Consider the following 13,333-nt stretch of genomic DNA (forward strand, 5'->3'; position numbering starts at 1 on the left):
GCCCAAGGGGGTAGTCGATGGCAGGCAAGCTGGCGTTATCGCTGGTAATCGGTGGCGCCGTCGCATCATCAATGGGCGCCGCGTTCACCACCGTCTCGGGCCATATCAATAAGCTCGAGGCTAAAGGCAACAAGGCCAAGGTGCTCAAAAACACCATTGGCGACACGATCAAGCTGCGCGACGAGTGGAAGCGAGCACACGATACCGGAGCAGCCGGGGCCGATAAGCTGCAGCGCAAACTCGAAGGTAACCTGGATGCGTTGCGTAAGCAGGGCGTCGAGGTTGGGCGCTTGGGTCGTGAATACCAACGTTTGGGGCGTGAGGCTAAGGCCGCTGACCTGCAGCTCAAAGGGCATCAGCAGATCGAGGCGGGCAAGTCCTCGCTCAAGTCCAACTTGGGCGCAGCGGCAGTGGGCATTGGTCTGACGGCTATTCCCACGAAGATCAGCGCGGACTATCAGTCGATCATCCGTGACATTGCGATTAAGGCGGACGTGGCCAACACACCCGAGGAGGTGCAGCTCAGCCGCACTGTTATCAGCACCGCCAACGATACCGGCATGGCACGCAATGACGTCGCTGATCTGATCAATCAACTGGTCGGCGCCGGCATGGAGCTGGACAACGCCATGGCGTATGCACCGACGGCGGCCAAGTTTGCCGTCGGCCAAGGATCCTCGGGCGTCGACACGGCTAGCATGATCATGGCCTTGCAGCAGAACGCCAAGATTACCGATCCCAAGGTGATGCAGCAGGCGCTGGAGGCCATTGCCTATCAAGGCCAGGCGGGCAGCTTTGAGGCCAGCGATATGGCTAAGTGGTTCCCACAGCTGCTGGCAGGGATGGAGAAGAACGGCATCACTGGCCTGGATTCGGTGTCATCGCTGGGTGCAATGCTGCAGGTCCAGATGAAGACTGCGGGCAGCTCGGATGAGGCTGCGAATAACTTCAAGAACTGGATGGAAAAGATTGGCTCCGGCGATGTGGTCAAGGCCTATGCGGATGCGGGCATCGACTATCAAGCCTCGCTGAACACTGGTCTGCAGAAGGGCATGAACGTTATTGAGTCGTCCATGGCCCTGGCGATGAAGTATGTGCAGGCGACGGACCCGGCGAAAGCCAAGAAGATGCAGGAAGCCCAGGCCAAGATCGACAAAGAGGCCGATCCAGTGAAGGCCAAGGCGGCGTTAGAGGCCTTGGAGAAAACCCTGCGTACAGGTGATCTGTTCGCTGACATGCAGGTTAAGGCCGCGCTGACTGCCTATGCGCAGAATCGGGGGCTCTACGACACGCTTAAAGCTGATTCGGTTGAGGCGGAAAAGGTCGCGGGCATCCTCGACAAGAACTTGGCTGAACGGCGTGAGACTTCCGCGCAGCGCTGGGCGGAGTTGGCCCAGGCTGTTGACGACTCGATGCGTAGCATTGGTGATGCCATCCGTCCCGCGACCGATGCCGTAGCGCAGGGCTTGACCTGGGTGGCGCGTGGTATCAGTGGCCTCTCGGACAAGCTGCCGATGGTGGTGATGGGGGTCGCTGGTGTTACGGCCGCCGTGATTGGCCTTCTCACTGCGGTCAGCGCGGTCAAGGTCGGGCGCGGGGTATTCAACGTCGCTCGCGGGACTCTTATGGGGCGGCGTGGTGCGCGGGGTGCGGGTAGCGCGGTCGGTGATGTCGCGCTGCCCAAGACCGGCAACAAGGTCGTAGACGCAGGCCTGGGCGTGCTGGGTAAGGTCTTTGGTGCCCCGGCAAGCAACGATGCCGGCGCTGTCTTTGGCAACGACCCGCAGCGCGTTTTCGTGGTCAACGCCGATGCATTCGGTCGGATCGGCGGCAGTGCCGGCAACTCTGGCCCTGGTGAGCCTGCCAGGGGGCGCCGGGCTCGCCGTCGGCGCAATCGTCGTGCCGGAGCATCGGCCGGAGCACGGCGTCCTGCCGCTGGGCCGCGTGTTCCTGTCCAGGCGCCGGTGTCCTTGGCGCCGGGCGCAGGTTTGCCGACCGTGCCACCCGCTGCGGTGAGCGGTGGATTAGGTGACCTGGGTAGAACGGTGCGGGGCATTCGTGGGATGACCAAAATCGCCAAGCGTGTGCCTGGCGGTAATCTGCTGGATGCCGGTATCGGAGTTATTGATACCGCGTTGAACGCTGAGACCCAGGATGAAAAGGCCGAGGGGTACGGTGGCGCGGCTGGCGGTCTGGCTGGTGCGCTTGCGGGTGGGGCGGCGGGGGCAGCGATTGGCTCGGTGGTCCCTGTGATCGGCACAGTGATTGGTGGCGCTATCGGTGCCGCGCTGGGCGGTATGGGCGGGGAGTTCATGGGCGGTTTCCTCGGCAAGAAATGGTTCGGCGAGGACAAGCCCGAAGCGGTGGCAAGTAAGGCACCGCCCGCGCCGGGCGATGTAGTGCGCGAGATAGTTCAGGCGACACCGCCCGCGCCAAGTGTGCCGGAGATCGCCAAGGCCGCGGCGCCCAAGATCGAAGCACCGAAGATCGATCAGTCGTTTGCCTATTCCCCTAGCATGTCGTTCACGATTGAGGGGGATGCCCGAGATCCTGACCGGCTCTTTGGCCTGCTGGAGTCCCGCTTGCGTGGCAGTTGGGAGCAGTGGGAGCGCGAGCGGTCGTCCCGTCAGGCCGCCACGCAATTGTTCGATGCTGCTCACGTCTAAGGAGGTGCCATGGCCTACATGGAGGCAATGAAATCAGCGTTGTCATCACTGATTGCGGCGGGGGAGGCTGGGCGGACCAGTCTCGATGGGATGTTGGGACCGCTCAATGGGGCGATCAGCGATATGTCCGGAGCGGCGGCTGAGCTTGAAGGTGTGCCCTTCATCGGGCCTGCCGTCGGTGCCAAGCTGCAACGTACCATGCGGGCGATCAATGCAGCGCAGTCCACCGTCGGGAGGGTGGCCTCGACCTACGGTCGGGCTGTCACTGCTGCAGGTCAGGTGCAGGATCGCCTAGGGTCGCTCAAGGAACAGGCCAGCAAGGCGGGTGCGGCTATCAACCGCGTCGCAGGCCAAGTCAGCCCGGCCCTGGGCAATATCCTCCCAACGGGGGCTCTAGGTCCAGGGTCCACTCCTGCGGCCGAGGCGGTAAAGCCTTTTCCGCATCTGCTGATCCTGCAGCCGCTCGAGCCGAACGCGAAGCCCTATTACTTCAACTTGGATACAGCAGCCTTCGACGAGCTGCGTCGGCAGACGGGTTTTCGTTGGACTGGCCAGGAGCGTCTGACCCGTGACATCGCGCAGCAGGCGGTTGGCCAGGGCGAGGACAAGCTGACCATTAAGGGCGTGATTTTTCCTGCCTTCAAAGGCGGCATCGCCCAGTTGGACACGCTGCGCGGCATTGGCCGGAAGTTGGGACCGGTGAGCCTGGTGACCGGTTTCGGTGCGGTGCTGGGTACCTGGTGCTTGACCAGCGTGGAAGAAGAGCAGTCCGTGCTGCTCGCCGGTGGGATCCCCCGCAAACAATCGTTCTCTTTGGAGTTTGTGAAATATGGCGACGACCTGCAGAACGTCTGAGGGGGATCTGCTGGACACTTTGTGCCAGCACTATTACGGCCACCTGACCGGCACGGTGGAAGCGGTGCTGGAGGCGAACCAAGGATTGGCAGATGAGCCGCAGCCCTATCGGGCGGGCCTGCTGATCACCTTGCCGGATCTGCCCGCGCCCGAGATCGAGTCCGTCATGTTATGGGATTGAGATCCCGCAAATCCTATACCGAGCCCCGCCTAGTGCGGGGTTCTTCATTTCTGGAGCACGCATGAAACCGACGTTTCGAATCGTCGCTGATGGAAAGGACATCACGACCTTGATCAACGACCGGCTGATACTGCTGCGCACCTCGGACAAGCCCGGCATGGACTCAGATGAGTTCGAGTTGCGCATCGATGACCGCGACCAGTTGGTAGCGCTGCCCAAGCGAGGGGCCAAGATCGAGATCTACCTGGGCTATTCGAGTCAGGCGCTGGTCCGGCTGGGCAGCTACACCGTGGATGAGATGGAAGTGACCGGGCCTCCTGACACGCTCACGATTCGCGGTAAAGCCAGCGACATGCGCGGTACCGGCAAGACCACGCGCAGCGGAAGCTGGGAGAACGTGCCGCTCGCTCAGATCGTGCGCGACGTCGCTGCCCGCAATGGCTGGTCGCCGGTCTGTTCAGTTCAGACCAAACTCCCCCGGATCGATCAGGTCAACGAGTCCGACTTTAACTTCATCACCCGCCTGGCCAAGCAGTACGACTGCACTGCCAAGGTTGCCGACGCCAAGCTGCTAGTCATGCCCAAGGAGGGCAATCAGACGGCCAGCGGTAAGGCACTGGCGGCAATCACGCTCACGCGACCGGACGTCAGTCGCTATTCGTTCAGGCTTAGTGATCGAGGTGCACAGAAGGCGGTCAAGACCAAGCATCAGGACAAAAGCACTGGCGAGCTGAAGGTGGTCGAGCTGGGGAACGACGAAGCGCCTGACGGCCTTCCTGGCGTGCATACAGATCGTCACATCTACCCCAACAAATCGGCGGCTGAGCAAGCCGCCAAGGCGAGGCTAGCGGCGTTCAACCGCAGCACTGCCGGCGTGCGCTTCGAGATGGTCGGCCGCACCGACATGTTTGCCGAACGCCGCATCAATGCCCAGGGCTTCAAGTCAGGCCTCGACGGCGAATATCTGGTCGACAGCGTGGAACAGGTATTCACCCAGTCCGGCTGGACCACCACCGTTGAGTGCAATGGCGGCAAGAAAGGCAAGGCCAAGGCCGTCGGCAAGAAGAAAAAGAAAACAGAGAAGCCGCTCAGAGTTGAGCAGCTGTAACCACTTCACAATAAACGGAGAAGGTAATGAGCATAACGGTCCAACAACTACAGCAGATTCTCCCCCACGCCGGCCGCCAAGCCGGCGTTTTTGTTCCTGGACTCAACGCCACCATGGGCAAGTACGCGATCATCACGCCTCTGCGCATGGCGGCTTTCATCGCCCAAGTTGGCCACGAGTCTGGTCAATTGCGCTTCGTGCGTGAGCTGGGCGGCGATCAATACCTGGCGAAGTACGACACTGGCCGTTTGGCCCAGCGCCTGGGTAACACGCCTGAGGCAGACGGAGATGGCCAGAAGTACCGCGGGCGGGGCTTGATTCAGGTGACTGGGCGAGCCAACTACGAAGCCTGCAGCCAGGCACTGTTCGGCGACAGCCGATTGCTTTCGACCCCGGAGCTACTCGAGCACCCGGTGTACGCCTCGATGTCGGCGGGTTGGTATTGGCAAAAGACGGGCCTCAACAGCCTCGCTGACAAGGGCGACTTCCTCGCCATCACGAAGAAGATCAACGGCGGTACCAACGGCCTGGAGGATCGGCAGGCGCTCTACAAGCGGGCGCTGGAGATCCTGCAATGAATCCCGTGGGTTGGCGCCTTGCGGCGCTCGCCCTGCTGCTCGGCTTGGTTATGGGTGGCAGTGGAGCGTGGTTGTGGCAGGCGAATGACTACGGCAAGCAGCTCTCGGATCAGGCTGCAGACTACGCCCGGCAGCTGGCAGCGAAAGATCGAGCGTATGGCCGCGAGCGCGAGGCGGCTGCGGCGTCTGCGTTAGATCAACTGGCGGTGCAGCAGGATGCTCGCCGCGACTTAGAAGATCGTCTGCAGGAGCAGACACAAATGCACTGGAAGGAGATGAACGATGCTCAACAAACTCAGGCTCGCCTGCGCGACAGGCTTGCTACTGCTGATGTGCGGCTGTCAGTCCTTGTCGACGCCGGAGCCATTGCCGCCCAGGGTTGTGACGGTGGGGTGCGAGAAACCCCCGGCGCCGGAAGCGTGGTACATGGTGTCGTTCGAGCCTACCTTGAGCCAGCGCATGCGCAACGAATTATCGCCATCATCGACGAAGGCGACCGAGGACTGATCGCGCTTAAGGCCTGCCAGGCCTACGTGCGCCAAGTCACCAAGTGAAAGGAGCGAGCCGGGTGGGTGCGTCACCACCCAGCCCGGCCCGCCAAACCCGCAGACCATTCCTGCGAGTCCAGCTGACGCTCTCGCTCCGGGCACAAAGCGGGGCGAACTTTTTGCCGTTTAAGAGGGAGACCCGTCTGCTTGGCTCTCAAGCTCGCCAAAGCGCTGAGCTGCGGTGTGACCGATGAGCAAATAGAGTTTCTCGATTTGCTCGTCATCAAGTTTTTTGAGTAGTTCGAGACATTCCACCACTCCCTCTGCTCGCTCTTGGACGAGCAGGATGTTAACAACGGTGTCCGCTACGTTCAGCTGGGCTAGCAGTTGCCTCAATCGTCCGTGAATCACTGGTGGCAGTGTGACGCCAGGGATGAGCTCATGTGCGGATAAATCTTCCAAAGCAGTTGTCCTCGACCATGATGAGCGATAGCTGACGAAGGAATAACTCGAACATTTTTAGTTCCTAAAGACAACATAGAGTGTAGTTATCTGTGCAGGTTTTTCAAATCCCGAAGTCAACAACCGATAATCGCTTGTAATCGCCTTTTGCTAATTCCTGTACAGAATGCTGTGAAATGTATAGGTTTTAAGCCGATGGTCGGTTTTTTAGGGGGCAACCGCAGTGCATGTTTTGCCATTAGCCAATGGCTTGGCTAGGGTAAAAACCATCACATCCCATGTAGCGGTTTTCTGAGACCAATCCGCTTAGAGGGGGGGCGTTCAGCTAACGTGCGCGAGGATTACAATGTGGGACAGCCGCCTACTAACCAGGAGATGGCCATAGCAGCGGGGCTTAGCGAGGAAGAGGTCCAGCAATATAGGCGTGAGACATATCTGTTGAAAGACGGATCATGGCTTATACATTTCGCATTCCACATGCCGAAACCACTGCGGGAGAGGCTTACGGGGAGCTTTACCTTAATCATCAAGCCTTCGGCAGGAAGCGGCGAAAAGCGTAGACAAACCTTATGAGCATCGCTATGAGGCCGAGCGTGCTCAGGAAGCGGCTGGTTACTAATATAAGCGGCTGCTCGGTGTTACGCGAGAGCCGCCCGGCGGAAATTTCACTACGGATGGAATTATCGCCGAAGCGGAAAGCCTTAATAAAAGGTAGACGTGTCGTGATAACGTCTGACTCCGCTTTTCAAGGATTATGTCATGACTAGTGAAGATGACCGTTATCGTGCGTATCAGCTTCTGAGAAAACTTGATTCACTTATATCTTTAACTATGAGTCAAGTAGCCTATGGGAATTTCGAACAACTTGCTTGGAACGAAATGTGTGAATCCCATCGGGAGGTATTCGAAGACTGGATGCGTTTTGCTCAAAATTTATCAAGTCATAGTTAGTGAAATTCTGGCTGCTTTTGCGCGCACCCGATGATAAGGCCTACGACACGCCTCCAGGGAAACTGTCGGAAATTCCAAAATAGGAAAGATTTCATAATGAAAAGGGCACTACAGGACGCGATGCTAACAGTTCAGTTGATGGAGCAGGCGGTGCAAGCTATGCATAACATTCTCCATGCCGAGGCGGTCGGCAGCCCGGATGAAGAGGTCCAGCGTTTACATTTAGTTGCCCAGTCAGTGGTCGAGGCATTACCTGACTATGAAGGGCTACGCGAAGGTCTCCACAAAACTCTCCATTAATAGACAGTACACGATGCGCGCTCCAAGGGCAGGATGAGGAAGAGAGTCAAAGATCAATCAAGCTTCCTTCTACACTTCAGCTAAATCAACAGCAACCAGCGCCTGGGTAAATCTAGAGGTGACAGAACGCTGGTAATCATTAGCTGGCAACCTGGAGGACAGCAGCTATTCTAGCGGCGGCGCCGGGATCTCCTCGATCAACTCTTCGCCCTGGTTGCGCACATTGCCGACCTGCTTGCTCACCGGGTACCACTTGAAATCGGCTGCGGACCGGCAGCCTGTTTGCACGATCTCAGCGGCTCGTTCGGGCGTGGTCTCTTTGGCAATCCACTCACGGGCTAGCTCAGGCGTGAGAACAAGCGGCTTGCGGTCATGGATATCAACGAGTCCCTGATCAGCTGCTGCGGTGATGATGACGAAGCCATCCCGGTCATCTGGTTCTAGGCCGGGGTGGACTTCGGCCAGCGCCGCGAAATACAAGGGCTCGTCATTTGCGGCAGTGATGTAGTAGGGCTGCTTGCGTTTCTGGTCAGCTGGATCGGGAATCCACTCAAACCAGCCATTCGCAGGAGCCAAAGCCCGGCCTCCCGGCCACAGCGTTTTGAAGAACTTCCCCGTCATTACCGTCTCGGCCCGGGCATTGATCGGGTCGGGACGCTTCCCCTTCGCCCAAAAGGGCGCCCATCCCCATTTCACTCGATCTACGCTCAACCCTCCGTCGACTGGTCGAATCAGCTCGACTCGGGTGGAGGGCGCGACGTTGTAGCGGTTGATTCGCTCATGGTCGTAGCCATTGATCACCACCAGGTCCAGCGACAATTTCTGGAGATAGTGGTCCATGCTTTCGTAGATCGAGTACCGCCCACACATAACTCACCTCAAGCGCTCGTCGGTTGCTGAGCATCCGACCATTGACGTAGGAACGGTCTGACAGTTAACTGTATGCATATACAGTTTGATTCGGACCTTTTCCTCATGACAATCACCTTTCTAGGCACACCGACGGGCGGCCCGGCGTTGCTGCCCGTGTATTCCTTCCGCGTGCCGGCCGGGTTTCCCTCGCCGGCTGCAGACCACCTTGAGCGACATATTTCCCTCGATGAGCTGTTCGATCTCCGTGCGCCCCATATCTACCTGGTTCAGGTCGAAGGGGACAGCATGCAGGGCGCGGGGATCTATTCGGGTGATCTACTGATCGTAGACCGTAGCAGTGAGGCTGAGCATGGCGACATCGTGATCGCAGCCATCAATGCTGAGCCGGTGTGCAAGCGATTGTATCGCCGTAACGGCGTGCTGATCCTGCAGTCGGAGAATCCCGCCTATCCGCCTCGCCATGTCATGGAAGGTGACGACCTGGTGATCTGGGGCGTAGTTCGCTACAGCGTGCGCGACCATGCCCAATGACCAGGTGTTCGCCCTCATCGACTGCAACTCGTTCTATGCGAGCTGCGAGCGCGTATTTCGCCCTGATCTGGCTAAGACGCCGATAGTCGTCCTGAGTAACAACGACGGCTGTGTCATCGCCAGATCCTACGACGCCAAGCCGTTCGTAAAAATGGGTGAGCCTTACTTCGAGGCCAAGGACAAGCTGCGTCGGCATGGCATCGTGGCGTTCTCCTCGAACTACGCGCTGTATGGCGACATGAGCGAGCGCGTCATGTCTTTGATCGAGGAGATGGTGCCGGCCGCTGAGGTGTATTCGATCGATGAGTCCTTCGCTGACCTCACCGGCATTCCAGGCAATCTGACCCAGTTCGGCCGTGAACTGCGCGCCAAAATCCTCAGATGCACCGGCATTCCGGTAGGCGTTGGGATCGCCCGTACCAAGACCTTGGCAAAGCTGGCCAACCACACCGCGAAACGTCTGCAGGCGCAGACCGGTGGAGTGGTCGATATCTGTGACCCCTTCAAGCGCGACTGGGTGCTGCGTAATACCGAGGTCAAGGAAGTCTGGGGGATTGGTAGGCGGATGACCGCGCACCTTGAGGTCATGGGGATTCGCACCGCGATGGACCTTGCCCAAGCTGACCCGTGGACGCTTCGCCAGAAGTTCAGCGTTGTGGTCGAAAAGACGGCCAGGGAGCTCGCCGGCACCCCTTGCCTCGAGCTCGAGGAGGCTGACCCGCCGAAGCAGGAGATCTGCTGCAGCCGGATGTTCGGCAAGCGCCTGACCGAGATCGCACCCATCAAGCAGGCGGTGGCATCCTACGCCGGGCGTGCGGCGGAAAAGCTGCGTGCACAAGGTTCGGTTTGCAAGCGCATCCGGGTGAGCATCCGCACCGGCATGTTCAACCCGGATGAGGCACGCTACGCCCAGGGGGTGCTGGTGGAGCTGCCGTATCCCACCAATGACACGTTGCTGCTCACGCGGGCGGCTACCGAGTCGGTTGAGCGGATCTACCGTCCTGGTTTCCGGTACAGCAAGGCAGAGGTGCTGCTGCTGGATCTGCGGCAGCCCGGCGAATTTACTGATGATCTGTTTGCGGTCACCCAGCCGGTGGCCTGTGACCGGCTGATGTCGGTGCTGGACGAGATCAACGGCAAGTATGGAAGAGGCACGTTGCACACGGCGACCGTCCCCCGCACCCCCGACTGGGGGATGCGCCGGGAAATGATGAGTCGCTCCTACACAACCCGGATCGATCAGTTGTGGAAGGTTCGTTGACCTGGTCACTCGATTAAATGGAAGTCATCCCTGGTACTGGGGTGTGGCGTTGCACCTCGGCAGTTACCTGCGCGCAGGGGAGGGTGGCCAGGGAAGAACACTAGGCCCTTTGCCTCCAGTGCATGAGCAAGGGCCTGCATCGTGACGCGACGCAGCTCGGCCCCGTTCTCGATGCTCCGTATCGCGCATGGAGACACCCCCGAACGAAACGCCAGGGCCTCGACGCTCCAGCCAAGCAGGGAGCGCGCTGGAGCGCAGTGGTAGGGTAGGAAGCCAAGCGGCAATTGCTCCATTAGCCATTCCATGGCCTCGAGCTGTTCGTCATCCAAGACTAATCGAATGGGTTGCGTGTCGATTGCGTCTGCAGACATCTGAGAACTCAATTTATCTGTATGTCTGTACAGTATAATCGTTGAGTCACAATTCAGGCAAAGCGTCGGGGCGCCGCCCGGCGCGGCTGCGAGGGGTTGGGGCAAAAATGGGGCAAACCGAGCGCCATTCTATGCCCCCTAATGCCCTTTCTTCGTCTCGCCAGTAGCCACGAAAAAGCGCCCAAGCCCTTTGTATATGGGGCTTGGGCGCTTCATGGCGTTAATACCCCGGCACAATCGGTGTGTGTAGAAATCCTTCTGCGCTTGTGAAAGGATGCCGAGATTGTTTTTTATGCCAAAGCGACGTCCGTAGGAAGCTCGTCTCGACTCCGGCTCAATAGTCAGCTCAATGACTCTCGCGCCCACGAATGAATTCAACAACTGGTGAGAGTATGCGTACCATGTCGTCTGATTTGTGAATTACTGCTGATAAAAGCTCTCTGGTTGTTTCGACATCAGAATACTTCCCCTTTGCGGAGGGGCGCAACCTTATAACCTGCTGCCTGATATATCGTTGCAGTGAAACCTTTAGCATTTTTCCAGGAAAGTTTTCAACGGCTGTGCCCGGTAGATCAAAATGTTCTTGGTAATATTTATCCGCTGCCTCGCGTGCCTCACTTGTGGGTAGTAGTGTGTTAATGAGGTCATTGATCTTGGTATTGCACAAGCGCCAGTTACTGTTTTCGCAAAGAAAAGTGTCGCTCCAGGCGGGTCGGTCACCTTCAATGGTTTTCGATAAAACCTTTTGATAGTAGTAGATCGCTTTGATAAGGTTCTCTGTCGCGCCTGAAATAAACTCGCTGAATTCGTTTAGATCGAAAGCTTCATGTGCATCTTTGAATTTGCAGTTGAGCGCGAATTTAAGTGAGTGGCTGATAACTTGAGAGCATATGAAGTAATTTTCGATGGAGTATCGGTCGAGTGTTATAAGGCGAGGGTCTTCGATTTCAATGTCTTGGAAATCTCGATCAATAATAAAGACTGCATTGTGTGCTCGATTCGATCGCAAGAAGTCCCTTATCGCTGTTTTCCCATCAGTGAATACGATGTCATATTTGTGGCAATCTTGAACCATGTGGCTCAGACATGATTCATAGATGGGGACGTCGTCAACACCTTCTACAACAACAAAGGTTGTGGATTTTTGCATTTTGATTCGCCGGAGGTTTTCAACTCCGTTGTACTTAGGAATGGCGCCCATCAACGGCACTCCTCGAGATCTATCTCGTTAGCACCTCTGGCGTTAATTGCAGGTGAGTGCGTGGCTACAATTATTTGCGATTTAGGGGAGAGCCTTATAATTGAAGGCATAATCATTCGCTGCCAGTCTAGGTGTAAAGAAAGCTCTGGTTCGTCAGCGATAAAAACTGCCCCTTCTTGCCGGCTAAGAGCTGCCTTTCCGAGAATGGTAAGGATATGTTTTTCACCGGAAGATAAGTCGCTAAGCTCAACAGTTCTTTTGTTTGATTTTACTGAAAAAGCCCCATCTTCATTGATGTTGAATAATTTGCGAGGGTGAAAATAAGAATTAACTTCTTTCTCGTAGTCGCGGAATGATTTGGTGGCTTCAAGTTTTTCAAATTGCATTTTTTCAACGTCTTCGGTTATCGAAAGAAACCGATCGTTGAAGGTGGTCATAGCGAGAAGTGCGAAGTATGCAGTGTTAAATCTATCAAGCGATTGTTGGAATTTTTTGGTGTCGCTTTCAGATTGCTTTCCCTGCGGTCGAAGGGTATCCATGGCCGCGTAGGAGTCTCGAACGTTATCGTTTAGTTTTTTCCATGTTACGAAGTGCTCCCGAATTTTTTCTTCCGGAATATTGATTTGTGCGTCTCTGAATTTTTTGATGTGAGCAGAGACATCTACATCTTCAACCTTGGTGTGTAGTGCTTTAGAAACTTGGCCGATGGTTTTTGAGGCTTTTTGAGCTAATACGTCATCGATCATGACTTTTTCGAGGATTTTGGACTTAAGTGTTTCTAATTTGCCCGTAATTATTTTCCGGGCTTCATTGGCTTCGGCAATAAATTGTCTCTGCAATGAGGTTAGTACTCTTACGCTTGGGTCCAGAATTTCATTTATCTGGCTTGCACTCAAATTTCTAGTCCTGAGCATTGAGTGCAAGAATTCATCGCGTTCATCACGCATGCCAAATAGTTCGGAGTCGTGCATTCGTAGCAGCGGAACATGAGTCAAGTTAACAAATTCAAATATTCTCTGCTTAAGACTCTCGGTCAGTTCGTTGCTTATTTCGCTGGCGCGGGCTCGTGGGGAGATTGTGAATATTTTTGGTTCTTCATTGAAGATATCGTAGACTATCGTTGTGCCTGAGATATCTTGATTTCTGGTGACTTTAAGAAAGCTGGCTGGCCTGCTTTGTTTGCTTTTTGCAAGATGTATTGTGATCGTGCTGAATGGGGTCTTGGCTATTCGATCAATTTCTGCGTTCAAGCATGAAACGATCAAACTAATAATTGTAGTTTTACCTGTTCCGTTGCCGCCGTAAATGCAGTTGCATCCCTCGGTGAGATCAATCTTATAATCATTCTTGCTCTCGAAGAGGTCCTGAATGGTTACGCGCCTTATGTAATAGTCCATGGTCTTCCCTAGAGTGCATGCTGGCTACATGCCTGCATACCATCATATTTTGGCGCGGGTTGCCATCTTTTGTGTGGCCTGTAACGAAACTCAGCAGCGAACGCTCGCTC

At 56.4% G+C, this 13,333-nt stretch carries 14 protein-coding genes; 9 read left to right on the forward strand and 5 right to left on the reverse strand.

The window, feature by feature from the left end:
- The first annotated feature begins 17 nt into the window (after nucleotides 1-17).
- The 6 genes from ACI2JX_RS02420 (at nucleotide 18) to ACI2JX_RS02445 (ending at nucleotide 5,942) form a co-directional block, all read left to right on the forward strand.
- Nucleotides 18-2,666 (forward strand): phage tail tape measure protein, encoded by a 2,649-nt coding sequence (locus ACI2JX_RS02420; RefSeq protein ID WP_404689279.1) that lies wholly within the window; start codon nucleotides 18-20, stop codon nucleotides 2,664-2,666.
- A gap of 9 nt (nucleotides 2,667-2,675) precedes the next feature.
- Nucleotides 2,676-3,521, forward strand: coding sequence for a phage tail protein (locus tag ACI2JX_RS02425; protein ID WP_404689280.1), 846 nt, complete (start codon nucleotides 2,676-2,678; stop codon nucleotides 3,519-3,521).
- On the forward strand, nucleotides 3,496-3,702 hold the full coding sequence (locus ACI2JX_RS02430; protein WP_404689281.1) for a tail protein X: 207 nt from the start codon (nucleotides 3,496-3,498) through the stop codon (nucleotides 3,700-3,702). The genes ACI2JX_RS02425 and ACI2JX_RS02430 overlap by 26 nt, the downstream gene beginning before the upstream one ends.
- 61 nt (nucleotides 3,703-3,763) lie before the next feature.
- Nucleotides 3,764-4,810, forward strand: a complete 1,047-nt coding sequence (locus tag ACI2JX_RS02435; protein ID WP_404689282.1) for a phage late control D family protein — start codon at nucleotides 3,764-3,766, stop codon at nucleotides 4,808-4,810.
- A gap of 26 nt (nucleotides 4,811-4,836) precedes the next feature.
- The gene (locus ACI2JX_RS02440; protein ID WP_404689283.1) at nucleotides 4,837-5,388 is read left to right on the forward strand and encodes a glycoside hydrolase family 19 protein; all 552 of its coding nucleotides are present in this window, start codon (nucleotides 4,837-4,839) and stop codon (nucleotides 5,386-5,388) included.
- A complete protein-coding gene (locus ACI2JX_RS02445; protein ID WP_404689284.1) occupies nucleotides 5,385-5,942 on the forward strand; it encodes a lysis protein in 558 nt (185 codons plus the stop codon). The genes ACI2JX_RS02440 and ACI2JX_RS02445 overlap by 4 nt, the downstream gene beginning before the upstream one ends.
- A gap of 120 nt (nucleotides 5,943-6,062) precedes the next feature.
- Here the strand turns inward: ACI2JX_RS02445 and ACI2JX_RS02450 are convergent, their stop codons facing one another.
- Entirely contained in the window at nucleotides 6,063-6,338 is a 276-nt protein-coding gene (locus ACI2JX_RS02450; RefSeq protein ID WP_404689285.1) for a hypothetical protein, read from the reverse strand.
- Between the two features lie 759 nt (nucleotides 6,339-7,097).
- Here ACI2JX_RS02450 and ACI2JX_RS02455 point away from each other — a divergent pair.
- Nucleotides 7,098-7,289 (forward strand): hypothetical protein, encoded by a 192-nt coding sequence (locus tag ACI2JX_RS02455; protein WP_404689286.1) that lies wholly within the window; start codon nucleotides 7,098-7,100, stop codon nucleotides 7,287-7,289.
- Between the two features lie 465 nt (nucleotides 7,290-7,754).
- On the opposite strand, the gene ACI2JX_RS02460 is transcribed toward ACI2JX_RS02455, so the two are convergent.
- The gene (locus ACI2JX_RS02460; RefSeq protein WP_404689287.1) at nucleotides 7,755-8,459 is read right to left on the reverse strand and encodes an SOS response-associated peptidase family protein; all 705 of its coding nucleotides are present in this window, start codon (nucleotides 8,457-8,459) and stop codon (nucleotides 7,755-7,757) included.
- Between the two features lie 105 nt (nucleotides 8,460-8,564).
- On the opposite strand from ACI2JX_RS02460, the gene ACI2JX_RS02465 reads away from it, so the two are divergent.
- Both ACI2JX_RS02465 and umuC read left to right on the forward strand, forming a co-directional pair.
- Nucleotides 8,565-8,993: a LexA family protein gene (locus tag ACI2JX_RS02465; protein ID WP_404689288.1), complete on the forward strand. Its 429-nt coding sequence runs from the start codon at nucleotides 8,565-8,567 to the stop codon at nucleotides 8,991-8,993.
- The gene (gene umuC, locus ACI2JX_RS02470; RefSeq protein ID WP_404689289.1) at nucleotides 8,983-10,254 is read left to right on the forward strand and encodes a translesion error-prone DNA polymerase V subunit UmuC; all 1,272 of its coding nucleotides are present in this window, start codon (nucleotides 8,983-8,985) and stop codon (nucleotides 10,252-10,254) included. Before ACI2JX_RS02465 ends, umuC begins: the two co-directional genes overlap by 11 nt.
- Before the next feature lie 5 nt (nucleotides 10,255-10,259).
- Here umuC and ACI2JX_RS02475 read toward each other — a convergent pair whose 3' ends face one another.
- From ACI2JX_RS02475 to ACI2JX_RS02485, 3 genes are all read right to left on the reverse strand, one after another.
- The gene (locus ACI2JX_RS02475; RefSeq protein WP_404689290.1) at nucleotides 10,260-10,625 is read right to left on the reverse strand and encodes a multiprotein-bridging factor 1 family protein; all 366 of its coding nucleotides are present in this window, start codon (nucleotides 10,623-10,625) and stop codon (nucleotides 10,260-10,262) included.
- A gap of 346 nt (nucleotides 10,626-10,971) precedes the next feature.
- Nucleotides 10,972-11,826 (reverse strand): DUF4435 domain-containing protein, encoded by an 855-nt coding sequence (locus ACI2JX_RS02480; RefSeq protein ID WP_404689291.1) that lies wholly within the window; start codon nucleotides 11,824-11,826, stop codon nucleotides 10,972-10,974.
- Nucleotides 11,826-13,223: an AAA family ATPase gene (locus tag ACI2JX_RS02485; protein ID WP_404689292.1), complete on the reverse strand. Its 1,398-nt coding sequence runs from the start codon at nucleotides 13,221-13,223 to the stop codon at nucleotides 11,826-11,828. Before ACI2JX_RS02485 ends, ACI2JX_RS02480 begins: the two co-directional genes overlap by 1 nt.
- Nucleotides 13,224-13,333 lie beyond the last annotated feature (110 nt).

Source organism: Pseudomonas sp. NPDC088890 (genome assembly GCF_044900155.1).
GTDB lineage: Bacteria > Pseudomonadota > Gammaproteobacteria > Pseudomonadales > Pseudomonadaceae > Aquipseudomonas > Aquipseudomonas urmiensis.

Bases quoted from the DNA above. Each gene is read 5' to 3' on its own strand.
- ACI2JX_RS02420 (WP_404689279.1), top strand. From the start codon at position 18: ATGGCAGGCAAGCTGGCGTTATCGCTGGTAATCGGTGGCGCCGTCGCA.
- ACI2JX_RS02425 (WP_404689280.1), top strand. From the start codon at position 2,676: ATGGCCTACATGGAGGCAATGAAATCAGCGTTGTCATCACTGATTGCG.
- ACI2JX_RS02430 (WP_404689281.1), top strand. From the start codon at position 3,496: ATGGCGACGACCTGCAGAACGTCTGAGGGGGATCTGCTGGACACTTTG.
- ACI2JX_RS02435 (WP_404689282.1), top strand. From the start codon at position 3,764: ATGAAACCGACGTTTCGAATCGTCGCTGATGGAAAGGACATCACGACC.
- ACI2JX_RS02440 (WP_404689283.1), top strand. From the start codon at position 4,837: ATGAGCATAACGGTCCAACAACTACAGCAGATTCTCCCCCACGCCGGC.
- ACI2JX_RS02445 (WP_404689284.1), top strand. From the start codon at position 5,385: ATGAATCCCGTGGGTTGGCGCCTTGCGGCGCTCGCCCTGCTGCTCGGC.
- ACI2JX_RS02455 (WP_404689286.1), top strand. From the start codon at position 7,098: ATGACTAGTGAAGATGACCGTTATCGTGCGTATCAGCTTCTGAGAAAA.
- ACI2JX_RS02460 (WP_404689287.1), bottom strand. From the start codon at position 8,459: ATGTGTGGGCGGTACTCGATCTACGAAAGCATGGACCACTATCTCCAG.
- ACI2JX_RS02465 (WP_404689288.1), top strand. From the start codon at position 8,565: ATGACAATCACCTTTCTAGGCACACCGACGGGCGGCCCGGCGTTGCTG.
- umuC (WP_404689289.1), top strand. From the start codon at position 8,983: ATGCCCAATGACCAGGTGTTCGCCCTCATCGACTGCAACTCGTTCTAT.
- ACI2JX_RS02475 (WP_404689290.1), bottom strand. From the start codon at position 10,625: ATGTCTGCAGACGCAATCGACACGCAACCCATTCGATTAGTCTTGGAT.
- ACI2JX_RS02480 (WP_404689291.1), bottom strand. From the start codon at position 11,826: ATGGGCGCCATTCCTAAGTACAACGGAGTTGAAAACCTCCGGCGAATC.
- ACI2JX_RS02485 (WP_404689292.1), bottom strand. From the start codon at position 13,223: ATGGACTATTACATAAGGCGCGTAACCATTCAGGACCTCTTCGAGAGC.